Consider the following 21,595-nt stretch of genomic DNA (forward strand, 5'->3'; position numbering starts at 1 on the left):
GCGCTGCCTCAGGCGCGCCACCTCGCCCGCGACGCCTTCACCCACCTCGTCAGCGAGCCGGCGATGTTTCAATCGTCGCCGTGACCGACAGTTTGCCCACGGCGCTGCGTACCGCGCTCCGGCGCGGGCAACTGGTCGTCGCGGAGGTACCCGCCTCCCGGCCCGACCGTCGCGCGTGGATCGCGATCTACCCCCTACAGACCCCGGCCGCTGCCAACACCGACCTGCGGTTCAACCTCTTCCACCGTGAGTTCGAGGCCAGCTACCTCAACAACGGCTGGTGCGTGGGGCCGGGTGACGGCATGACCGACGTGCGGACCGCGCACGCTCATGACGAGCTGAGGCTCAACCAGGTGCTCACAGCCTGGGGCATCGATCCGAGCCAGCTCACCTACGCCCATCGGACTGACTATCCCGTCTGACACCGGGGGATTCACCCCGATGCAGGCGGCCGGGCTGCGCTCAGGCGCGTTGACGCTGGTCGCGCTGCCGGATGAGTTCCTCGACCGCGCTGGGCAGGGTCGTCTCGAAGTCGATCAGCTTGGCCCATGTCGGGGTCACGACGATCCGGACCATGCCGTCGTGGTAGAGCGAACGCACCTCCGCCTCCCACTCGACCCGTTGCTCGGGCGTCATTTCGTAGGTGCTGGTCGCCTTCAGATACTCGTCCGGGATGCCATCGACGAAGTCCAGCTCGGCCCGACCCCGGATGAGCAAGATCTTGGGCGGGTGCACCTCGGTGTCGATCGTCAGGGCGACCATCGGGTTCACGCCCAAGGCCCGAAGCTTCGGAGCGTTCCTCGTAGTGCACATGACGATCTCCGAACCGTTCCAGGTGAACCCGATCGGAACGTTCCGCGGTGTGCCGTCCTTGGCGACGTAGGCCAGGCGGGTCACGTCGCGGGCCAACAGTTCCTGACTGATCGGTCGGTTCAGAACCTCGGTGATCTCGTTCGGTTGCACGGTCACCCCTCCTGTCGTTCGTTGTCCGGACGGACCCGTCAGCTGAGCTGCTCGGCCAGGGCAACGATGATCCCCTCGGGGCCACGGACGCAACAGAGCCGATAGCTGTCCTCGTACTGGACCAGCTCGCCGACGAGTTCGGCGCCGTGGGTGCGTAGGCGGGCGACGACGTTCTCGATGTCGTCGACGGCGAACATGATGCGCCGTATGCCCAGCGTGTTGACCGGAGCATCCTTCGGCTCGGCGCTGATCGCCTTCGGCGTGTGGAACTTCGTCAGCTCGACCCGGCCGTGGCCGTCGGGCGTCCGCAGGACGGCGATGTCCGCTCGGACGCCGTCCAGCCCAACGAGCCGGTCCACCGATTCACCCTCGACTGTCGTCTGGCCCTCCAGCTCCATACCGAGTTCGACGAAGAACGCGATTGCAGCCGCGACGTCGTCGACAACGATGAGGACGTTGTCCATCCGCTTGATCATGGTGGTACTCCTTCTTGGTCACACGGCAGGTCATGGCCGCTGGTGCTTCCGGGGACGCAGCCAGGGCCACATTTTCGACATCGCACGTGTGGTGAGTCCCAGGAGCTGCTGGCGGCGTGCGGCTCAGTTGTAGTAGCGGCGGGCGCTGGACCCGGTCCGGGTGATGTCGGTGCCGTAGATGTGCAGGCTGATGGCGGTGCGGGTGCCAGTGTTGCGAATGCGGTGGATGTCACCCGGCGGGGCGAAGCCGCTGACGTCGCCCACGTGGTTCTCCCTGGTGCCGATGAGGTTGAGTTCGTCGTCATAGAGATCTTCGTGCTCGACGCCCTGCAGGACACCCACGACGCACCAGGTGATGTGGTCGTGAATCCTGGTGCTCTGACCGGGTCGCCAGACCAGGCCGAGGATGGAGAAGGTGCCGTCCAGCTCGGCGTGCAGAACGTGACCGGCCGGTCGGTCGCGGTGACCGTGCTGCTGGTCGCGGGTCAGGATGTCAGGGTCGGGCAGATACGCGCGGAGCTGATCGGCGACGAGTTCCGCGGTCTGCGCCCAGTCGGCCCGCATGCCGATCACGTGGCGCACCGCGGCGATGAGATCGTCGGTGGGGCCGGCGATGAAGCCGCCCGGGGGCGTGATCACGTGCTCGAGAACCGTGCCCGCCATGTCGTCCTCCTCGTCCGCACGCGGGATCGTCCTGTTCAGCGTCTACCGAGCAAGACTCATTCGTCCAATGCCAACTTCTGTCGCTATCCATAACTATCATCGATGAATGCTGGACATCGTGCGGCTACGCATCCTCGCGGCGGTCGCCGCGCACGGCTCGGTCACCAAGGCCGCCAAGCACCTGAAGTACTCCCAGCCAGCGGTCAGCCACCATCTGGCCCGGCTGGAAGCCGAGACCGGCGCCCGGCTCGTCCAGCGCATCGGGCGGGGCATCCGACTCACGCCGGAGGGTGAGCACCTCGCCCGCCGCGCCGCCGAGATCGTCGGACGGGTCGACACCGCCGCCGCGGAACTGTCCGCGATGGTGGGCCTGCGAACCGGCCGGGTCCGGGTCGCCGGCTTCCAATCAGCACTCGCCGCCCTGATACCGCACGCCGCCACCACCCTGCGCCGCGACCACCCCGGCATCGAACTGCACCTGGCCGACGCCCACCCGCAGGTGGCACTGAACCTGCTGCGCGAGGGGCAGGTCGACGCCGCCGTCATCTTCCGCTACGACGACACCACGCCGGACGACATCCGCGCCACGCACCTGTTCGACGACCCGATGCACCTGCTCAGCCTGCAACCCGGCCAGACGCTGCGCGACCACCGCAACTCGGCCTGGATCGCCGGCTGCGAAAACTGCCGCCGCGAGTTCATCGACGCATGCGAGCGAGCCGGCTTCACCCCGCAGGTCGTCTACACCAGCGACGACGTGATCGTCAAACAGGCCCTCGTCGCCGCCGGCATGGGCGTAACCACCATGCCCGGCCTGGCCTTACGCACCCACCGGGCACCCGGAATCGAAGCCACCCCGCTGCCCGACTTCCGCCGACGCGTCTACCTCACCACCTACGGCGACCCACCGGATCCCCCCGCCACCACGGCCTTTATCACCGCGCTGCACCACGCCGTCCAGCAGTCCCGTCCCGGCGAGTCAACACCACCCGACGAGGCCCCTGACCGGCGATCATCAAAGAAGAGCAGAAGATCCACCGAATCCGCCAGCTAACCCGGACATCCGCCAAGCGAGCATCCAGACCGACATGGTCGAACCCCAACTCAGCGGGTCGACCAATCGTCAACTTTCGGGTGACTCCCGGGCGCGGATTCCAGCAGTAAGGCGTACGGGATGAATTGTGAGGAGAAGCAGAAGGACTCCGACTCACCGAAGTGAATCAAAGCCCCTACCTGCTGAAACTCTGTCGGGAGGGCCGGATTCGAACCGTCGCCCCCTTGACCCCCAGAGATCGGCAATGCAGTCCGGTTCGGTTCGCGCGGCTGGTCGAGGGTCCGATGGCGGCCACCATGGCGCCGCTCGGCGTGGTCGGTTGCTGTACTCCGCTGCTGTACCGCTCAGCCTCGCCGGCCGCCAGCCTTCCGTTACTCAACGGTCTGCATGGCTCGGCGCGGCAGGCGGGTGGCTACATGAAGACGTTAATGATCCCGGTCACGGTACCGACGACGCCACTGACTGTCGCCAGGACGGGCGTTTGCCCTCATGCGGCCCGTTCGGCGGGCAGCGCGGCGATCGTCCGTTTCGTACGTTGGTCGCCATGGCAGACATCCAGTGGCCCGACGTCGTCGGCGCGATCGGTGGCGTCGTGGGCGTCGTCGCGGCGGTCGCGGTGGGCATCCCGGCGGTGGTGATGGCCCGTCGTTCCGCTCGTGCAGGTGAGGAATCCGCGCAGGCGGCGAAGGACGCAGCGCGAGACGCGGGCGATGTGGCGCGGATCGAACGAGCGCGAGAGCATGCACGTCTGGCCCCACCCGCTCCGCCGGGGATCAAGGCCGACATCGAGGATCACCCGCGCCTGGGCGCGGACGGCGCTGGCCTGTTCGGGTCCATCACCGTGCCACGGGACTACAGGGTGAAGGCCGAGGCCGTGAACGGCAACGGCAGGTCGCCCATCAGTCTCCCGCTCCTCCTGCGGGCTGGAACCCACTCGTTTGAGATTGAGAAGTGGCCGAGAGGCCGTGAGGAACCGCAGACCGAATTCGTGCTGGTGCGGTTCTGGCCCCCGGCCGACGTGGACAAGGTTGAACACTGGACGTGCCCGTGCGACCGGCCGAACGCCGACGGGGACGGGCCGGGGCACTGGGAATGGCGGGTGCCGCTGGACTACTACAACCCGATTGCCAGCATCTACTAGCCGTACCGGCCGATGCCCGGATCCGCATCGATCGCCGCCGCCGCCGCGGCCCGTCTAGGAGAGGGAACGCTCATGCCAGCGTGTCTGAAACGCATTCGAGAGAGCATGAAGGTGGCACCGACGGCCCGCAACAAGGGCCTGAAACGGGCCGCACGCGCCGCCGCCAGGGCGCGCGTCCGACGCTCCGCTGGCGCTCCACGCCGGCCACGCAACACGCCCGGCGGCTGGCGCGGAGGGCGGAAAGCCCGGGCCGCCGCAGACGGTAGCGCCAAGAGGGATTGAGGTTCATGGGCCGGCAGCCGGCCGGGCGCGGCGGCCGTCGCACCGCCGCGCCGTAGGGCGAGTCACCGCCGGCCGTGGTGGGGATGCGGCGCGGAGTTTGCGGGGCCGCCCCTCCAAGGTCAAGGGCGCTTCGCGTCGCTGCGCGACGGCCCTGCGGGCCGCCCTTGACCCCGGAGCCTCTGCGACCCCTCGGGCCGGCGTGGCCGGCAGGCGGGGCCTGCCCGGGTTACTCGCGCCGCATCCCCACCCCGGCCTCGTCGCACGGGTCGCTGCGTTCGTCTCGCGTCAAGGATGACTTGACGCCACATCGGCTGCTGGATGTCACCGGCACCCTCTACTGGGCCGCCTCACTGCTGGATCTGGCCACCCTGACCGACTCCAGCTACGAAGGAGCCAGAGTCGGTCACGGCATTCACAACCCGTACAAGCAACGCGCCGACGGCCGCCGCATCGCCGTCTGCAGCCGCACTTACAACGCCGCTCTTCGATCCATGCGATGCCTCGGAGAACGCGGCTTCGCGATCCTGATCGCCAGCTGGCGCACTCTGCGACACACCGTTGCCAGTCCCCGACACCTCCGCGACATCGTCCGAGCGCGCTTCACCTCACCACTTCGAATACCAGATACCTACCGGATTCTCGTTGAGGTCAACTCACCGCGTTTGACGCCCGTAACTGTGGCGGATGGGGAACGACACGTTGCACTTCGCCGTGGAGTAGTTTCCGATCGACACCCAGGTGCCATAGTACGTCGAGAAATGGCCGTAATCGTCCCCACATTTGACCCAGACCCGGTACTCGCCCGTGCCGCCGTCGCAACGAGTCGTGGCACCGGGCCAGCTGGAATATGGATAGTCCAGAGTGGAGAGAATGCAGCTCGTCGGCGCGGCGGAGGCCGCGACAGGAGTAAGGGTGACGGCCGCAACCGCCGCGGCCACAGTAAAAGCCAGTTTCCCTACCGTGATTTTGATCATGGCCTGGGACCCTAGCACTCGACCGAGGGTTCGTCCACATCGGAGGAAGGGCAAACGTCGTCCACCACCTTCGACGGCTGGGCATCGTCACCCAACGCACCGCAACCCGCCTTGGAGGTGGGACGAGGTAGTTCTGGCCTGCGCCCTCGTTCGTGACAATGGCGAGCGCTCAGGTCTACACCGCTCACCCGATCGAAGAGCGAGAGGCTCGGAGTTCCGCAACCCCAACGGCGTAGCCCGCAAGACCGCCGACATTGCCACCCAGCACCCGAACTACACCAGTTCACAACCACAGGTAGAGAGTGCCCGGCCGGCCTGGTAACCGAGCCGACCACGCCTTGTCACCTGGGTAGACGTCGTCACCGGTGGTCGTCGTTGGTCGCTCACGATCGGCCTCCGACGGCCTGGTGACGGCCGGGACCTGGTCCTTGTCGACCCGCCGTAGCCGACACGCCCCGCGCTCCGATCCCTCGTTTGTAAGTTCTAGGCACCTCGTCCGGCGGGGTCCATCCGCGTCTGCGACCTCCGGCGACTGTCCGCGCCCGGCCTCCGCCGGCTGTTCCCGCCCCGGCTGGTTGCTGCCGCCGTTGCCGTCGACGGGAGTGTCTATATCAGTCGTCGATGGTTAACCGCCCCTGCCCGACACCGGTAGGGGTGGAGGGCGAGGACTACCTTGGCGAGATGGGCTTCAGTGGAAGTGTTCGTCGCCTGAAGGGGTGGCTACTCTCTCGGCTAGGGCAGAAGCCGACTACCCCGTCGGCCTTGCCTGAGGCGGCCGCCCCAGAGACCACGCTGGTACCGGCCCAGGCCTCAGAGGAGAATCCGCTTCCCGTCAGCGCTACTCCTGCCGGTGGTGCCGAGACCATAGATACTCAGGATGAGATTGCCGCTGCGCAGAGGACGACGCGAGGCGGGCTGGTACGGGCCTTCTTCAAGCCATCAGAAGACATAAGCAGCGCGGCAGCGTGGTTGAGACTATCAAAAACCAGAGGGCTTCCCTCGCCACTGCGTGCAATTGCCAAGAAACAGTTCAACCGTCGGTGGGCGGAAGGAATTTTCGCACAGATGGAAGGCGAGGATGCCACCCATCTGATGCCTCCTCCTGAAGAGCATATCTACGTCCCCACCGTCTGGTTGACAGAGCTGTACACTCCTACCACAATCGATGAGTTACGTCGGGGAATGTTGCGTCTATTAAGTCGAGCGCGCCAAAATGTGGACGAAGACGCAATTATGAATCGCATTTCCGCCGGCAGGCAGGCTGGTCGAGGATGGATGAACCTACCGACCGTACTTTCCCCGGGAAGTAGAGTTTTCGCGCCAAACTCAGTAGAGGACGACCTCCCAGATGGTGTAGACCATATAGAACTTCAACTCATTACTGTAACGTCATCAATAACAGCTCTCGTGGCGGGGTTCTTTCTCACCGAGGAACGATCGGAACAGCTGAACAATATTCTTACCGAGGGGCCGGCGTCTAAACTTCACCGAACCTCCTACGGGTCGGGATTCAGCATCGTCTACGCGGAGACTGCGAGAGAACAGGATATCGAGGAGTGGCGCTTCAGCCTTCAATGCTCGCTCTCTGAGTGGTTGCAATCTCGACTGCCTGGCACTCTGTCCAAGCTGTCTGAGTCACCGCTGCCGGCTGTCGAGCTAGTCGTTCCCGAGGTTGCAGATCCTTGGGTGACCGACCTAGGGCACAGGCGCGGCTATCTCCATGTCCTGGGTCTGGATGGCCCACGGCGGGTGTACTGGGAGAACATCCGATTTCCCGGTCTACGCCTTCAGGAGCGTCGACCGCTCCTAGATCGGACAAAGAGGAGGTCCGCCCTCACAGTTTCCGCACGCCGAAGCACTTTAGCTGAAGTTCACGAGTCAACCGGCGACCACCACCGATCCGCATACTCAGAGCTTCAGGAAGCTGCTGGAGTTTTGGACACTTACTACTTGGGCGGTTTATGCACGAGGTGGGCCCTGACGGTGTTCTTGCGGGAGCTCGCCAATGACCTCAGTGAGCTACGCGACCTAATCCAAGGGAACGCTCGAAACAAGTCCAGCAAATGGCTGGAGAACTTGCGGGTACGCCTTCTGAAGACGTCATTGGATGGTCGGATTGTCGTCGCTGACATCATCGCCTCGTCGCAATCTAGCCAGAAAATAATGGATGATACCGAATTTCGAGAGGAGGGCGAGAAGGGAGATCAACGGTTGCTTACGGAAGTAATGAGGGAGAGTCGCTTAAGTCTTGGCAGTCAATTGATGGCGTCCGAAGCCGATCTCCGCGCTCTCCTTTCAACCAACGCCGAACTCACAATTGCCTCTCAAAACTTGAAACTTTCGCGTCGACTCTTTTGGCTAACAGTCATTTCCGTAGTAGCGGCGCTGGTAGCGGCCTGGGCAGCGGTAATAGCGATACGACCCGAGGCGTCGTCTTCACCGGTCAAGCCGAAACCAGGTCCAAGCATCACCACCTCGGCCTCGCCAAGCGGCAGAAATAACTGAGCCGCATCACTACTTGGCATCCTGTCTGCCGTCGACAAGAAGTGCTTGCCGCCGCCTGACCTAGCCACCGATCCACCGTCAAGACAGCCTTGACGGTCAACCTGTCCCCACACGTAAGGAGCACCGTTTGACCGCACCCGCCCTCGACGCCCCGCCAAGGGCGCTCTACCGCATCCCTGAGGCGATGCGACTGCTCAGCCTGTCCCGGTCCGTGATCTACGAACAGATCCGCGCCGGTCGACTGCGCACTGTCCGGCAGGGCCGCACCCGCCTCGTCCCCGCCGCCGCCATCGCCGCTTACGTCGACCTGCTCCAGCAGAGGAAGCCGAGGAAGGAGGAACCGCATGACGAAACGCCGTGCCCGAGGAGAAGGCGGCCTGCACTGGGACGAGTCCCGGCAACGCTGGATCGCCACCGTCACCGTCGGCTACACCCCGGCCGGCAAGCGCATCGTGCGCAAAGGCAGCGGCAAGACCAAGACCGAAGCCCGCACCAAGCTGCGGGAAAAGATCCGCGACTACGAAGACGGCCTCGCCCTGGTCCAAGACGGGCACACCGTGGCCGACGCACTCACCGACTGGCTCACCTACGGCCTGAGCAACCAGTCCGAGAGCACCAAGTCGAACTACGCCATCCTCGTGCGCTCCCACATCCTCGGCGAACTGGGCGCGAGGAAGCTGCGGGACCTGACCGCCAGCGACGTTGACCGGTGGTTGCTTGGCAAGTCCCGGCACCTGAGCACCCCCACTCGTACTGCACTCCTTGCTCAACCGCGCGGTCAATCGCGCCATGGCCCGGGACAAGGTCAAGCGCAACGTCGTAGCGCTCTGTGCTGTACCCGCCGGTCGCGTCGGCCGGCCGTCCAAGTCACTCACTCTCGACGACGCGCGAACGCTTCTCGCCGCCGCCGAGGGCAGCTCTCTGCACGCCTACATCGTGCTCTCGCTGTTGACCGGCGCGCGTACCGAGGAGTTACGTGCGCTCACCTGGCACACGTCGACCTGACCGGCACGCCAAACAACGATCCACCGGTGCCACATCGATCCAGATCTGGCGCTCAGTACGCGCCGACGGCGATACCAAGACCAAGAAATCGCGTCGCACCCTGACCCTACCGGCCCGGTGCGTCACCGCGCTCACCACTCACCACGAGCGCCAGGCCGAACCTCCTGCCGACCGCCTCGTCTTCACCTCCGCCGCCGGCACGGCCCTCGACCGGCACAACGTGCTTCGGGCCTTCCGCCTGGTCGTCGCCAAAGCGGGCCTCGACCCGCGCGACTGGACTCCCCGCGAGCTGCGGCACAGCTTCGTGTCCCTGCTGTCGGACAGCGGCGTGAGCATCGAGCAGATCGCCGACCTCTGCGGCCACTCCGGCACGACCGTCACCGAGAACGTCTACCGGCACCAACTGCGGCCGGTGCTCCTCAGCGGTGCCGTCGCCATGGACCGGATCTTCGACGCCGAGGCGTAGCCACTCAGATAGTCACCCAGCTACGACAAGAGGGCACGTCCGTCGATCGGATGTGCCCTCTGAGCTGCGTCGGGACGGCCGGATTCGAACCGACGACCCCTTGACCCCCAGTCAAGTGCGCTACCAAGCTGCGCCACGTCCCGATGCCCCCGCGCGGTTTCCCCCGCGACAGCCGGTACAGCTTAGCGCAGATCTTCCCGGAGCCCGCACACGCCCCTCCCGGCCCACGCGTGCGGCGGCCCACCTCACCATCGCTAAAGCATCCTAGGAGGGTAGGTGGCGGGGGCGGGGAAGTAACTCCCGCCCCCGCGATGTGGATCGTCAGCCGTGCGCCTTGCCGCGGCCGCCGGGGCCGAGCTTCTTGCGCGGGCGTACCGAAATCTCGATCGGGCTGCCCTCGAAGCCGAACTCCTCGCGGAGCTTGCGCTCAACGAAGCGCTGGTAGCCGGCGTCCAGCGGGCCGGTGGTGAAGAGCACGAAGCGCGGCGGGGCCACGCCGGCCTGGGTGGCGAAGAGGATCTTCGGCGCCCGCCCGCCCCGCACCGGGTGCGGGGTGGCCTGCACCAGGGCGGTCAGCCACGAGTTGAGCTGCGCGGTCGGGATCCGGGTCTCCCAGCTGGCCAGGGCCGTGCGCAGCGCCGGGGCGAGCTTGTCGACCGCCCGGCCGGTCTTCGCCGACAGGTTGAGCCGGATCGCCCACGGGATCCGGCGCAGCTCGCGCTCGATCTCCTTGTCCAGGTAGTAGCGGCGGTCGGCGTCGACCATGTCCCACTTGTTGAAGGCGATGACCAGCGCCCGGCCGGCCTCGGTGACCATGGTCAGGATCCGCTGGTCCTGCTCACTGATGACCTCACTGGCGTCGAGCAGCACCACCGCCACCTCGGCGGCCTCGATCGCCGACGCGGTGCGCAGGCTGGCGTAGTACTCGGTGCCGCTGGCCTTGCCGACCCGCTTGCGCAGCCCGGCGGTGTCCACCAGCTGCCAGGTCTCCCCGCCGATCTCGACCAGGCTGTCCACCGGGTCCACCGTCGTCCCGGCGACCGCGTCGACCACCGCCCGCTCCTCGCCCGAGAAGCGGTTGAGCAGGCTGGACTTGCCCACGTTCGGCCGGCCGACCAGCGCCACCCGGCGCGGGCCGCGGGGCCGGTGCTCCACGATCTTCGGGGCCTCGGGCAGGGCGTCCATGATCGCGTCCAGCAGCTCGCCGGAGCCGCGGCCGTGCAGTGCCGACACCGCGTACGGCTCGCCCAGGCCGAGCGACCACAGCGAGGTGGCCTCCATCTCGATGGCGGTGTTGTCGGCCTTGTTCGCCACCAGGATCACCGGCTTGGCGCTGCGGCGCAGCATCCGCACCGCCGCCTCGTCGACGTCGGTGGAGCCCACCACGGCGTCGACCACGAAGAGCACCACGTCGGCGGTGGCCACGGCGGCCTCGGCCTGCGCGGCGATGGCGGCGGCCCGGTCCCGGGCGTCCGGCTCCCAGCCGCCGGTGTCCACCACGGTGAACTGCCGGCCGGCCCACTGCGCGTCGTACGGGACCCGGTCGCGGGTCACCCCGGGCACGTCCTCGACGACCGCCTGCCGGCGGCCGATGATCCGGTTCACCAGGGTCGACTTGCCCACGTTGGGGCGGCCGACCACGGCCACCACCGGCTGCGGGCCGGGCTGTTCCTCGGTGTCGAGATCCGGTTCCCGCAGTTCGACCCAACCCTCGCTCTCGGTCACGCCACTCCCCGCTCGGTCAGCAGGTCGCGCAGGCGCGCCACGACCTCGTCGATGCCCAGTTCGGTGGTGTCCAGCACGACCGCGTCCGGGGCCTGCTGCAACGGGTTCACCTTCCGGGTGGAGTCGAGCCGGTCCCGGCGGGCCAGGTCGGCGGCGGTGGCGGCCACGTCGGCGGCGTCCTCGGCGCTGCGCCGGGCCGCCCGGGCCGCCTCGGAGGCGGTCAGGTAGACCTTCAGGTGGGCCTCCGGCGCCACCACCGAGCCGATGTCCCGGCCCTCGACCACGATCCGGCCGTGGTTGGCGATCATCTCCCGCTGCCGGGCGACGAGCAGCGCCCGCACCGCCGGCACGGCCGCGACGGCGGAGACCGCGGCGGTCACCTCGGGGCCGCGGATCTCGGCGTCCACGTTCACCCCGTCGGCGGTCACGCCGTACCCCTCGGGGTCGGTGCCGATGCGCAGGTCCACCTCGCCGGCGACCTTGGCCACCGACTCGGCGTCGGTCAGGTCGACCCCGGAGCGCAGCACCGCCCAGGTGATCGCGCGGTACATCGCCCCGGTGTCGAGGTAGCGGGCACCGAGGCCGGCGGCGAGCCGCCGGGAGACGGTGGACTTACCCGAACCGGACGGCCCGTCCACAGCGACCACGCAGCGCCCGGTCCGTACGTTTTCCGCCACCGTTGTCCTCCTCAGCCCGTACCCCACGGGTCGCCGGTTCGGCGCCGTGAGCGGTCGTCCATCGTCAATCATGCCCGCGGCCCGGCACCGGGACACGCGCCCCGCCGCCCGGCCACGCACCCAGCCGCCGCGGCGCGTGTCCGGGCTCCGCGCCGGGCGCGCCGGCGGCCGTCACGGAGCCTACCGGCTGCCGTACCCCGAACGACGGGGTCAGTCACCCACCGCCTTGAACAGCGCGGCCACCTCGGCGTTGGTGAGCCGGCGGGTCCGCCCGGCGCGCAGGTCGCCCAGCCGGATCGGCCCGATCGAGGTACGCACCAGCCGGGACACCGGGTGGCCGACCTCGGCCAGCAGCCGCCGGACGATGTGCTTGCGCCCTTCGTGCAGGGTCAGCTCCACCTGGGCGGTGCGTCCCAGGGTGTCCACCACCCGGAACGAGTCGACCCGGACCGGGCCGTCCTCCAGCTCCACCCCGGCCATCAGCCGCTTGCCCAGGTTCCGCGGGATCGGCCCGGCCACCTCGCAGAGGTAGGTCTTGGGCACCCCGTAGGAGGGGTGCATCAGCCGGTGCGCGAGCGTGCCGTCGTTGGTGAGCAGCAGCAGACCCTCGCTGTCCGCGTCCAGCCGCCCGACGTGGTAGACCCGCTGCTCGACCCGGTTGCCGAGGAAGTCCGCCAGCGCGGTCCGGCCCTTCTCGTCGGCCATGGTAGAAACCACCCCGCGCGGCTTGTTCATCGCCAGGTAGACCAGCCGGGTGTCGGCGACCAGCCGTTGGCCGTCGACGTGGATCACCGCGGTCGCCGGGTCGACCTTGTCGCCGAGCTGCGCGACCTTGCCGTCCACCGTCACCCGGCCCCGGAAGATCAGGTCCTCGCAGGCGCGGCGGGACCCCACACCGGCGGCGGCGAGCACCTTCTGCAGGCGCTCGGCGCCGGTGAACGCGGGCGCGTCGGGTCGGGGGGCACGGTCATCACGTGGCATCGGCAAGCTCTTCTACGTCGTCGGGAAGGAACGGGGCCAGCGGCGGCAGCTCGTCGAGGCTGTTCAACCCGAGCTTCTCCAGGAACACCGTGGTCGTCCGGTAGAGGAAGGCCCCGCTGTCCGGTTCAATGCCACACTCCTCGACCAGCCCGCGGGATACCAGGGTACGGATCACGCCGTCGCAGTTCACACCGCGGATGGCGGAGATCCGCGACCGGGTGACCGGCTGCTTGTAGGCGACCACGGCCAGGGTCTCCAGCGCGGCCTGGGTCAGCCGGACCGACTGCCCGTCCAGCACGAACCGCTCGACGTAGCCGGCGTATTCCGGGCGGGTGTAGAGCCGCCAGCCGCCGGCGGCCCGGCGCAGCTCGAAGCCGTACCCGGCGGCGGTGTAGCCGGCGGCGATCTCCGCCAGCATCGGACCGATGCGCTCGGCGGGCTGCTCCAGCACGCCGGCCAGGGTCAGCTCGCTGACCGGCTCGTCGACCACCAGCAGGATCGCCTCCAGCGCCCCGCGCAGCTCGGCGTCGGAGAGCTCCACCGGCGCCGGCTCGGGCGTCGCCCGCCGCCGCCCGCCCGCGCCCTTCTTCGGTACGCCCCCGGCGCCGCTCTCCCCCGCCGGCACCCCGCCGCTCGGCTCCGGCTCCGGCTCCGGCTCCGGCTCCGGCTCCGGCTCCGGCTCCGGCTCCGGCGAGATCTTGAAGGATTCCGGCCCCTCCAGGGGCCGTTTTCTTCCAAGATCTCCAGGCGGGGTCGGGTCGGACTGCTCGGGGCCGGGCGGGGTCGGGTCGAGCTGCTCGGAGACCGGCGGGGTCGGGTCGGACTGCTCGGCGGCGGGCGGGGTCGGGCGCTGCCAGGGCGGGACCCAGGCGGCGGCCTGGTCGGCCAGGGAGTCGCGGCGCTCCTCGTTGCTCATCGCGGTCCCTCCTCGGTGTGTGCCGGCTCGTCGGCACCGGCGGCGGCCGCGTCCTCGGCCGGGCTGCCGGCGTACTCGTCGATGTGCAGGTCGGGGCCGCCCTCGGCGGGACCGGTCCAGCGTACGGTCAGCTCCGCCAGGGCCTGCTCCTGGACGAACGCGACCAGGCCCTCCCGGTAGAGCTCCAGCAGCGCCAGGAACCGGGCGACCACCTCCAGGGTGGCGTCGCAGTCGGCGCAGAGCACCGAGAAGCTGGCGGTGCCGGCGCGGCGCAGCCGGTCGGTGAGGATCGCCGCGTGCTCCCGGACGCTGACCCGCACCATGTGCACGTGGGCGATGGAGACCTCGGGCGCCGGCTTCGGGGTCATTGCCTTGACCGCCAGCTTGAGCAGCCGCTGCGGGCCGATGCCGAGCACCAGGTCGGGCAGCGCCTCGGCGTAACGGGGCTCCAGGGTGACCGCCCGCGGGTAGCGCCGGCCGCCGACCTCCTCCAGCGCGGCGATGTGCGCCGCCGCCTCCTTGTACGCCTTGTACTGCAGCAGCCGGGCGAAGAGCAGGTCCCGGGCCTCCAGCAGGGCCAGGTCCTCCTCGTCCTCGACCTCGGCGGCGGGCAGCAGCCGGGCCGCCTTCAGGTCGAGCAGGGTGGCCGCGACGAGCAGGAACTCGCTGGCCTCGTCCAGGTCCCACTGGTCACCCATGGCCCGGATGTACGCGATGAACTCGTCGGTGACCCGGTGCAGCGCCACCTCGGTGACGTCGAGCTTGTGCTTGCCGATCAGTTGCAGCAGCAGGTCGAACGGGCCGGTGAAGTTCGCCAGCCGGACGGTGAACCCGCCGCCCTCGGCCGCGCCCTCCGACGCCGCGCCCTCCGACGCCGCGCCCTCCGACGCCACAGCCCCAGACGCCACACCCCCAGACGCAACAGCCCCAGATGCCGAGCCCTCGGACGCCGCGCCCGCCTCGCCGCCGGCGGTCACCGGGTCGGCGTCGGCGGTGCCCGCCGTGTCGTCGACGGTGGGGCTGGTGGGGGCACCGGCCACGGCGGCGCCCGGGCCGGGCGGGGCCGCGGCTGGCGGCTGCTCCGGCGCGGCGGGCGGGTCGAGGGGCGGCGCGGTCACCGGACGACCGTAGTCCACGGCCGGGGCGACCCGGCTCTCTGGTGCCGCACTCCGGGCTACCGCTCCGCCTGGGCGGCGATCACCTCACGGGCCAGCTGCCGGTAGTTGCGGGCGCCGGACGAGGCCGGGTCGAGGGTGGTGATCGGGGCGCCGGCGACGGTCGACTCGGGGAACTTGACCGTCTTGGTGATGACCGTCTGGTAGACCTTGTCGCCGAACGCCTCCACCACCCGCTGGAGCACCTGGCGGCAGTGGGTGGTGCGGCTGTCGTACATGGTGGCCAGGATGCCCTCGAGCTCCAGGTCGAAGTTGAGCCGCTCGCGGACCTTGTCGATGGTGTCCAGCAGCAGCGCGACGCCGCGCAGGCTGAAGAACTCGCACTCCAGCGGGATGAGCACGCCGTGCGCGACGGTCAACGCGTTGATCGCCAGCAGGCCCAGCGAGGGCTGGCAGTCGATCAGGATGAAGTCGTACTCCTTGCGGACCGACCGCAGCACCCGGGCCAGGGCCATCTCCCGGGCGACCTCGTTGACCAGCTGGATCTCGGCCGCGGAGAGGTCGATGTTGGCCGGCAGCAGGTGCAGCCCGGCCACGTCCGTCTTGATCAGGACGTCCTCGGCCGTGACGTCGTCCTGCATGAGCAGGTTGTAGACCGACAGGTCGAGGTTGTGCGGGTTGACCCCCAGGCCGACCGAGAGCGCGCCCTGCGGGTCGAAGTCGACCAGCAGCACCTTGCGGCCGTACTCGGCCAGGGCGGCGCCCAGGTTGATGGTCGTGGTGGTCTTGCCGACCCCGCCCTTCTGGTTGGCCATCGCGATGATCCGGGCCGGCCCGTGCCGGTCGGTCGGCATCGGCTCGGGGATCGGCTTGCGCATCGTGTAGGCGGCCGGATCCGCCGGGCCCAGGTCGTTGCCGAGCGCGGCCTGCTGCTCGCGGAGCTCCGACGTCCACGTCTCGGCACGGTCACCGTTGCCAGCCATGTCCTCGTTGCCCCCTCCCGACGACCACCCGGCGTCGGAGCCGACCGACGTCCTTCGCGGCGCCGCTGCGCACCCCGGTCGCATCTCCCCGCCAGGTCCGCGCCGATGCCGACTGTACGCCACCGGCCAGCAGGGCGTTCGGCACCCGCTCGGCGTGTCGGCCGGCGCCCTTTCCGGCCGGCCCGGGTGGCCCGCGGCCACCGGTCAGCCGCGGGCGCGCGGATGCGCGGTGGCGTACACCTCGCGCAGCCGCTCCACGGTCACCAGGGTGTAGACCTGGGTGGTGGTGACCGAGGCGTGGCCGAGCAGTTCCTGCACCACCCGCACGTCCGCGCCGCCGTCGAGCAGGTGGGTGGCGTACGAGTGGCGCAGCGTGTGCGGGGAGACCGCCTGCGGCCCGTCGACCGGCAGGCCCGCCCGCTGCGCCGCCCGGCGCAGGATGGTCCAAGCGCCCTGCCGGGACAGCGCGCCGCCGCGCGCGTTGAGGAAGACCGCCGGGGTGCCCCGGCCGGCGGCGGCCAGGGCGGGCCGGGCGCGCACCAGGTAGGCGCGCAGCGCCTCCACCGCGTACCCGCCGATCGGGACCAGCCGGGTGCGCCCGCCCTTGCCGCGCAGCAGGGCCGTCCCGTCGGCCGGGTCGAGGTCGTCCACCGCGGCGCCGACCGCCTCGGAGATCCGCGCCCCGGTGCCGTACAGGAATTCCAGCAGCGCCCGGTCGCGCAGCGCGAGCGGCGCGCCGTCGCCGGCGGCGGCCACCGGGCCGGCGGTCTCCAGCAGCCGCACCACGTCGTCGACCGGCAGCGCGCGGGGCAGCCGGCGCGGCGGGGTGGGCGGGCGCACGTCACGGCTCGGGTCGGCCCCGGCCAGCCCCTCGCGCACGGCGAACCGGTGCAGGCCGCGCACCGCGCTGGCGGCCCGGGCCGCGGAGGAGGCGGCCAGCGGCGGGTGCCCGTCGTCGCCGGCGCGCAGCCGGGCCAGGTGCGACTCCACCGTGGCGGGGTCGACGGCGGCGAGGTCGGCGAGGCCCGCCGCGGCCAGCGTCGCGACGTAGCGGTCGAGGTCCCGGCGGTACGACGCCAGGGTGTTCGCGGACAGTCCACGCTCGACGGTGAGGTGGTCGAGGTAGCCGCGCACGGCACGGAGCAGGGCCGGCGCGGGCTGCGTGCCCGCGCCGGCCCCGTCCGGTGCCCCGGTCAGCCCGCCGCCGCTCAGGCCAGCACGTCCGCCAGCGGCAGGACGCGCATGCCGTGCGCCTCGGCGACCGGGCCGTAGGTGACCTGGCCGTCGTGGGTGTTCAGGCCCAGCGCCAGCGCCGGGTCGCGGCGCAGCGCCTCGCGCCAGCCGTGGTTGGCCAGCTCCAGGGCGTACGGCAGGGTGACGTTGGTGAGCGCGTAGGTGCTGGTGTTGGGGACCGCACCGGGCATGTTCGCCACGCAGTAGAAGATCGAGTCGTGCACCTTGTAGACCGGGTCGGCGTGCGTGGTGGGGCGCGAGTCCTCGAAGCAGCCGCCCTGGTCGATCGCGATGTCGACCAGCACGCTGCCCGGCTTCATCCGGGACACCAACTCGTTGGAGACCAGCGTCGGGGCCTTCGCGCCGGGCACCAGCACCGCGCCGATGACCAGGTCCGCGTCGAGCACGGCCCGCTCGATCTCGTACGCGTTGGAGGCGACCGTCTGCAGGTGGCCCCGGTAGATCGCGTCGGCCTGACGCAGCCGGGCGACGTTCTTGTCGAGCAGGAGCACCTCGGACTGCAGGCCCAGGGCGATCGCCGCGGCGTTCATGCCGGAGACACCGGCGCCGATGACCACGGTCTTCGCCGCGTACACGCCGGAGACGCCACCGGGCAGCACGCCGCGGCCGCCGCCGGTGCGCATCAGGTAGAAGGCGCCCACCTGCGGGGCGAGCCGGCCGGCCACCTCGGACATCGGGGCGAGCAGCGGCAGCGACCGGTCGGGCAGCTCGACCGTCTCGTACGCGATGCCGGTGACCTTGCGGTCGATGAGCGCGTCGGTGCACTCCTTCGAGGCGGCCAGGTGCAGGTAGGTGAAGAGCACCTGCCCCTCGCGCATCCGGTGGTACTCCTCGGCGATCGGCTCCTTGACCTTGAGCACCAGCTCCGCGGTGTCCCACACCTCGTCGGCGGTGGCCAGGATCTTGGCGCCGGCCGCGGCGAACTCGTCGTCGCTGATGCTGGACCCGGCACCGGCGCCGGACTCGACGAAGACCTGGTGACCGCTGCGGGTGAACTCGTTGACGCCCGCCGGCGTGATCGCCACGCGGTACTCGTGGTTCTTGACCTCGCGTGGGATTCCGACCTTCACGATGCAGACACCTCTCTTCGGGGGGCCGCTCTCCCCCGACTGCTCGGTGCCACGGCGGCCCCTTTGCCACCGCGGTCCACCGGTCCCGCCGGCGGCAGTCTAGGCGTGCCGGCGCCCGCGGGGGGCCAGCACAGTGACATCCGGTGGCCGCCGACGCTGACGAAGTGTCAGGCATCGGCCCGGCCGGCGGTGGACGTCACCTCAGCCGTCAGGACAGTTTTCGTCCATTATCGTCCCACTCAGCGGGTCCCGCTGCGGACAGGACACGAGTGGATCTATATGGTGTCGCCTCATGACCACTCCTCCTTACCAGCCCGGGCATCCCCAGGGCGTTTCCGACAAGAGCAAGGTCGTCGCCGGCATCCTGGGCATCCTGCTCGGGTGGCTCGGCGCCGGCCGGTTCTACATGGGCCACACCAAGATCGGTGTCCTGCAGCTGGTCGTCAGCGTCTGCACGCTCGGCGCCGGCGGCATCTGGGGCTTCATCGACGGGATCCTGATCCTGGTCAACGGTGGCGTCGACGGGCAGGGCCGCCCGCTGCGCGACTGACCCGACCGGAACGACGAAGGGGCCGTGCGGCGTACCGCACGGCCCCTTACCAGGTTCTCCGCCCGATCCCCGGGCGGTCCGGCTCAGCCGGACGCGCCCGGGCTCAGCCCGGCACCGGCGCGTCCGCCCGGCGCAGCACCGACCAGCCGGCGTCCCGGGCCCGGGCGGCGGCGAGCAGCCCGGCCACGCAGGACGCGTTGGTGATCTCCCCCGCCAGGACCATGCCGACCGCCTCGTCCAGGTCCAGCCGGACCACCTGGAGGTCGGCCTCCTCGTCGCGGCGCTCGTGCCGCCGCTCGGCCGGCACGTCGGTCAGCTCCCGGGCCAGGAATACCCGGACCAGCTCGTTGGTGAAGCCCGGCGAGCTGTGCAGGTCGACCAGCACGTCCAGCCGGCCGGCCACCAGGTCGACCTCCTCGGCCAGCTCCCGGGCCGCCGCGGCGGCCAGGTCCTCGCCGGTGACGTCGGTCAGCCCGGCGGGCAGCTCCCACAGGTGCCGCCCGACCGGATGCCGGTACTGGCGGATCAGCACCACCTGGCCGGCGGCGTCGAGCGCCACCACGGCCACCGCCCCGACGTGCCGGACGTAGTCGCGCACCGCGGTGCCGCCGCCGGGCATGGTCACCTCCTCGCTGACCACGTCGAAGATCCGGCCGCGGTAGCGCTCCTCCCGGGAGCGCACCTCGTAGCGGTGCTCCACCGCGCTCACGGCGTCACCTCGGTTCGCGACCGCGGGGCTCGCAGACCCGGCTCACTCCTCGCGCTCACTGTGCCACCTTCGTTCGCGACTGCGGGGCTCGCAGACCCGGCTCACTCCTCGCGCTCACTGTGCCACCTTCGTTCGCGACTGCGGGGCTCGCAGACCCGGCTCACTCCTCGCGCTCACTGTGCCACCTTCGTTCGCGACTGCGGGGCTCGCAGACCCGGCTCACTGCTCGCGCTCACGAGGCGGACGCCGCCTTCGCGGCGGCGGAGCCGCCGTTGCGGGCCGCCGCGCCCGCCGCGGCCTCCAGGTCGACCGGAAGCTGGTCGGCCTCGGAGTACGTCACCGCCGCCTTGACGAACGCGGCGAAGAGCGGGTGCGGCCGGGTGGGCCGGCTCTTCAGCTCGGGGTGCGCCTGGGTGGCCACGAAGAACGGGTGCAGGTTGCGGTCCAGCTCGACGAACTCCACCAGCCGACCGTCCGGCGAGGTGCCCGAGATCTGCAGGCCGGCCTTCGTCAGCGCGTCGCGGTAGGCGTTGTTCACCTCGTACCGGTGCCGGTGCCGCTCGCTGACCTCGCCGCTGCCGTACGCCTCGGCGACCAGCGACCCCTCGGCGAGCTTCGCCGGGTACGCCCCGAGCCGCATCGTGCCGCCCAGGTCGCCCTTGCCGGCGACGATGTCCTCCTGGTCGGCCATGGTGGCGATGACCGGGTGCTTGGCCTCCTCGTCGAACTCCAGCGAGTTGGCGCCGTCCAGCCCGGCCAGGTGCCGGGCCACCTCGATGGTCATGCACTGCAGGCCGAGGCAGAGCCCGAGCAACGGCACGCCGTTCTCCCGGGCGAAGCGGGCCGCGCCGATCTTGCCCTCGATGCCGCGCACGCCGAAGCCGCCGGGGATGACGATCCCGTCGACGCCGGCCAGGGCGGCCGCCGCGCCGGACGGGGTGACGCACTCGTCGCTGGGCACCCAGCGCAACTGCACCCGGGCCCGGTGGCCGAAGCCGGCGGCCCGGATCGCCTCGCTGACCGACAGGTACGCGTCGGGCAGGTCGACGTACTTGCCGACCAGGGCGACGGTGATCGTGTGGCGCGGCTGGTGCACCCGGTCCAGCAGGTCGTCCCAGCTGCTCCAGTCCACGTCGCGGAAGGAGAGGCCGAGCCGGCGCACCACGTACGCGTCGAGCCCCTCCCGGTGCAGCACCTTCGGGATGTCGTAGATGCTCGGCGCGTCCGGCGCGGCGGTGACCGCCTCCCGGTCGACGTCGCAGTAGAGCGCGAGCTTCTGCTTGACCTTGTCCGGGATGTCCCGGTCGCAGCGCAGCACCAGCGCGTCCGGCTGGATGCCGATGCTGCGCAGCTGGGCCACCGAGTGCTGGGTCGGCTTCGTCTTCAGCTCACCCGACGGCGCCAGGTAGGGCACCAGCGAGACGTGCAGGTAGAAGCAGTTGTCGCGGCCCAGGTCGTGGCGGACCTGCCGGATCGCCTCCAGGAACGGCAGCGACTCGATGTCGCCGACCGTGCCGCCGACCTCGGTGATCACCACGTCCGGCACCTGGCCGTCGTCGTCCGGGTCGGCCATCGCCAGGATCCGCGACTTGATCTCGTTGGTGATGTGCGGGATGACCTGGACGGTGTCGCCCAGGTATTCGCCGCGCCGCTCCTTGGCGATCACCGCGGAGTAGATCTGGCCGGTGGTGACGTTCGCCTTGCCGGAGAGCGCCCGGTCCAGGAACCGCTCGTAGTGGCCGACGTCGAGGTCGGTCTCGGCGCCGTCCTCGGTGACGAAGACCTCGCCGTGCTGGAACGGGTTCATCGTGCCCGGGTCGACGTTGAGGTAGGGGTCGAGCTTCTGCATCACCACGCGCAACCCGCGCGCGGTGAGCAGGTTGCCGAGGCTGGAGGCGGTGAGGCCCTTACCCAGCGAGGAGGCGACGCCCCCGGTGACGAAAATGTGCCTGGTCGTCCGTGCTGAAGGGGCCAAGGCCTGCTCCCGTGTCGTCCGTCGCGGTCGTGCAGACCGCCGTGCCGATCAGCCAAGTGATCACGCGATCCACGGGATTCCACGGTAACACCTCACCGGCGGTGTGCCGGT

At 69.9% G+C, this 21,595-nt stretch carries 19 protein-coding genes, 1 tRNA gene and 2 pseudogenes; 7 read left to right on the plus strand and 15 right to left on the minus strand.

The genetic code is table 11. The annotated features are described in order from the left end of the window. Positions 1–80 precede the first annotated feature (80 nt). Positions 81–422 (plus strand): hypothetical protein, encoded by a 342-nt coding sequence (locus AC1WTP_RS19180; RefSeq protein WP_481650635.1) that lies wholly within the window; start codon positions 81–83, stop codon positions 420–422. A gap of 40 nt (positions 423–462) precedes the next feature. Here AC1WTP_RS19180 and AC1WTP_RS19185 read toward each other — a convergent pair whose 3' ends face one another. The 3 genes from AC1WTP_RS19185 to AC1WTP_RS19195 all read right to left on the minus strand — a co-directional run bounded on the left by AC1WTP_RS19185 (position 463) and on the right by AC1WTP_RS19195 (position 2,102). Next, the gene (locus AC1WTP_RS19185) at positions 463–963 is read right to left on the minus strand and encodes a pyridoxamine 5'-phosphate oxidase family protein (RefSeq protein ID WP_481650636.1); all 501 of its coding nucleotides are present in this window, start codon (positions 961–963) and stop codon (positions 463–465) included. A 38-nt stretch (positions 964–1,001) separates the two neighbouring features. Further along, positions 1,002–1,439: a VOC family protein gene (locus AC1WTP_RS19190; protein WP_481650637.1), complete on the minus strand. Its 438-nt coding sequence runs from the start codon at positions 1,437–1,439 to the stop codon at positions 1,002–1,004. A gap of 123 nt (positions 1,440–1,562) precedes the next feature. Then, positions 1,563–2,102, minus strand: coding sequence for a cysteine dioxygenase family protein (locus AC1WTP_RS19195; RefSeq protein ID WP_481650638.1), 540 nt, complete (start codon positions 2,100–2,102; stop codon positions 1,563–1,565). A 106-nt stretch (positions 2,103–2,208) separates the two neighbouring features. On the opposite strand from AC1WTP_RS19195, the gene AC1WTP_RS19200 reads away from it, so the two are divergent. Together AC1WTP_RS19200 and AC1WTP_RS19205 are read left to right on the plus strand one after the other, a co-directional pair. Then, positions 2,209–3,156, plus strand: coding sequence for a LysR family transcriptional regulator (locus tag AC1WTP_RS19200; protein ID WP_481650639.1), 948 nt, complete (start codon positions 2,209–2,211; stop codon positions 3,154–3,156). Positions 3,157–3,700: 544 nt separating this feature from the next. Continuing rightward, positions 3,701–4,297, plus strand: coding sequence for a hypothetical protein (locus AC1WTP_RS19205; protein ID WP_481650640.1), 597 nt, complete (start codon positions 3,701–3,703; stop codon positions 4,295–4,297). A gap of 935 nt (positions 4,298–5,232) precedes the next feature. Here AC1WTP_RS19205 and AC1WTP_RS19210 read toward each other — a convergent pair. Beyond that, a complete protein-coding gene (locus AC1WTP_RS19210; RefSeq protein WP_481650641.1) occupies positions 5,233–5,553 on the minus strand; it encodes a hypothetical protein in 321 nt (106 codons plus the stop codon). 762 nt (positions 5,554–6,315) lie between these two features. Between AC1WTP_RS19210 and AC1WTP_RS19215 the strand changes: the two genes are divergently transcribed. From AC1WTP_RS19215 to AC1WTP_RS19225, 3 genes and pseudogenes are all read left to right on the plus strand, one after another. Beyond that, entirely contained in the window at positions 6,316–8,058 is a 1,743-nt protein-coding gene (locus AC1WTP_RS19215; protein ID WP_481650642.1) for a hypothetical protein, read from the plus strand. Positions 8,059–8,242: 184 nt separating this feature from the next. Then, positions 8,243–8,406 (plus strand): annotated as a pseudogene (locus AC1WTP_RS19220) (helix-turn-helix domain-containing protein). Then, positions 8,403–9,529: pseudogene (locus AC1WTP_RS19225) on the plus strand (site-specific integrase). Before AC1WTP_RS19220 ends, AC1WTP_RS19225 begins: the two co-directional pseudogenes overlap by 4 nt. Positions 9,530–9,598: 69 nt before the next feature. On the opposite strand, the gene AC1WTP_RS19230 reads toward AC1WTP_RS19225, so the two are convergent. The 9 genes from AC1WTP_RS19230 to ald form a co-directional block, all read right to left on the minus strand. Beyond that, positions 9,599–9,672 (minus strand) — tRNA-Pro (locus AC1WTP_RS19230). Positions 9,673–9,850: 178 nt separating this feature from the next. Next, positions 9,851–11,254, minus strand: coding sequence for a ribosome biogenesis GTPase Der (gene der, locus AC1WTP_RS19235; protein WP_481650643.1), 1,404 nt, complete (start codon positions 11,252–11,254; stop codon positions 9,851–9,853). After that, positions 11,251–11,931: a (d)CMP kinase gene (cmk, locus tag AC1WTP_RS19240; protein WP_481650644.1), complete on the minus strand. Its 681-nt coding sequence runs from the start codon at positions 11,929–11,931 to the stop codon at positions 11,251–11,253. Before cmk ends, der begins: the two co-directional genes overlap by 4 nt. Before the next feature lie 210 nt (positions 11,932–12,141). Beyond that, positions 12,142–12,912 carry a pseudouridine synthase gene (locus AC1WTP_RS19245; RefSeq protein WP_481650645.1) on the minus strand — a complete coding sequence of 257 codons (771 nt, stop codon included), beginning with the start codon at positions 12,910–12,912 and terminating at the stop codon, positions 12,142–12,144. Next, on the minus strand, positions 12,902–13,828 hold the full coding sequence (scpB, locus tag AC1WTP_RS19250; RefSeq protein ID WP_481650646.1) for an SMC-Scp complex subunit ScpB: 927 nt from the start codon (positions 13,826–13,828) through the stop codon (positions 12,902–12,904). The genes AC1WTP_RS19245 and scpB overlap by 11 nt, the downstream gene beginning before the upstream one ends. After that, on the minus strand, positions 13,825–14,946 hold the full coding sequence (locus AC1WTP_RS19255) for a segregation and condensation protein A (RefSeq protein ID WP_481650647.1): 1,122 nt from the start codon (positions 14,944–14,946) through the stop codon (positions 13,825–13,827). The genes scpB and AC1WTP_RS19255 overlap by 4 nt, the downstream gene beginning before the upstream one ends. A gap of 56 nt (positions 14,947–15,002) precedes the next feature. Continuing rightward, positions 15,003–15,926, minus strand: coding sequence for a ParA family protein (locus tag AC1WTP_RS19260; RefSeq protein ID WP_447139926.1), 924 nt, complete (start codon positions 15,924–15,926; stop codon positions 15,003–15,005). Between the two features lie 204 nt (positions 15,927–16,130). After that, on the minus strand, positions 16,131–17,123 hold the full coding sequence (locus AC1WTP_RS19265; RefSeq protein ID WP_481650666.1) for a site-specific tyrosine recombinase XerD: 993 nt from the start codon (positions 17,121–17,123) through the stop codon (positions 16,131–16,133). Positions 17,124–17,134: 11 nt separating this feature from the next. Beyond that, positions 17,135–18,250 (minus strand): alanine dehydrogenase, encoded by a 1,116-nt coding sequence (gene ald / locus AC1WTP_RS19270; RefSeq protein ID WP_447139927.1) that lies wholly within the window; start codon positions 18,248–18,250, stop codon positions 17,135–17,137. Between the two features lie 292 nt (positions 18,251–18,542). Between ald and AC1WTP_RS19275 the strand changes: the two genes are divergently transcribed. Then, positions 18,543–18,800 carry a TM2 domain-containing protein gene (locus AC1WTP_RS19275; RefSeq protein WP_481650648.1) on the plus strand — a complete coding sequence of 86 codons (258 nt, stop codon included), beginning with the start codon at positions 18,543–18,545 and terminating at the stop codon, positions 18,798–18,800. 103 nt (positions 18,801–18,903) lie between these two features. On the opposite strand, the gene AC1WTP_RS19280 is transcribed toward AC1WTP_RS19275, so the two are convergent. Together AC1WTP_RS19280 and AC1WTP_RS19285 are read right to left on the minus strand one after the other, a co-directional pair. Next, positions 18,904–19,509, minus strand: coding sequence for an NUDIX domain-containing protein (locus AC1WTP_RS19280; protein ID WP_447139928.1), 606 nt, complete (start codon positions 19,507–19,509; stop codon positions 18,904–18,906). A 232-nt stretch (positions 19,510–19,741) separates the two neighbouring features. Further along, on the minus strand, positions 19,742–21,484 hold the full coding sequence (locus AC1WTP_RS19285; RefSeq protein ID WP_481650649.1) for a CTP synthase: 1,743 nt from the start codon (positions 21,482–21,484) through the stop codon (positions 19,742–19,744). Positions 21,485–21,595 lie beyond the last annotated feature (111 nt).

The organism is Micromonospora sp. R311, assembly GCF_056780015.1.

What these genes read in the sequence shown, in the direction of transcription:
- AC1WTP_RS19190 (WP_481650637.1), bottom strand. Translation starts at nt 1,439, where the DNA reads ATGATCAAGCGGATGGACAACGTCCTCATCGTTGTCGACGACGTCGCG.
- scpB (WP_481650646.1), bottom strand. Translation starts at nt 13,828, where the DNA reads ATGAGCAACGAGGAGCGCCGCGACTCCCTGGCCGACCAGGCCGCCGCC.
- AC1WTP_RS19195 (WP_481650638.1), bottom strand. Translation starts at nt 2,102, where the DNA reads ATGGCGGGCACGGTTCTCGAGCACGTGATCACGCCCCCGGGCGGCTTC.
- AC1WTP_RS19205 (WP_481650640.1), top strand. Translation starts at nt 3,701, where the DNA reads ATGGCAGACATCCAGTGGCCCGACGTCGTCGGCGCGATCGGTGGCGTC.
- AC1WTP_RS19210 (WP_481650641.1), bottom strand. Translation starts at nt 5,553, where the DNA reads ATGATCAAAATCACGGTAGGGAAACTGGCTTTTACTGTGGCCGCGGCG.
- AC1WTP_RS19275 (WP_481650648.1), top strand. Translation starts at nt 18,543, where the DNA reads ATGACCACTCCTCCTTACCAGCCCGGGCATCCCCAGGGCGTTTCCGAC.
- AC1WTP_RS19245 (WP_481650645.1), bottom strand. Translation starts at nt 12,912, where the DNA reads ATGCCACGTGATGACCGTGCCCCCCGACCCGACGCGCCCGCGTTCACC.
- AC1WTP_RS19200 (WP_481650639.1), top strand. Translation starts at nt 2,209, where the DNA reads ATGCTGGACATCGTGCGGCTACGCATCCTCGCGGCGGTCGCCGCGCAC.
- AC1WTP_RS19260 (WP_447139926.1), bottom strand. Translation starts at nt 15,926, where the DNA reads ATGGCTGGCAACGGTGACCGTGCCGAGACGTGGACGTCGGAGCTCCGC.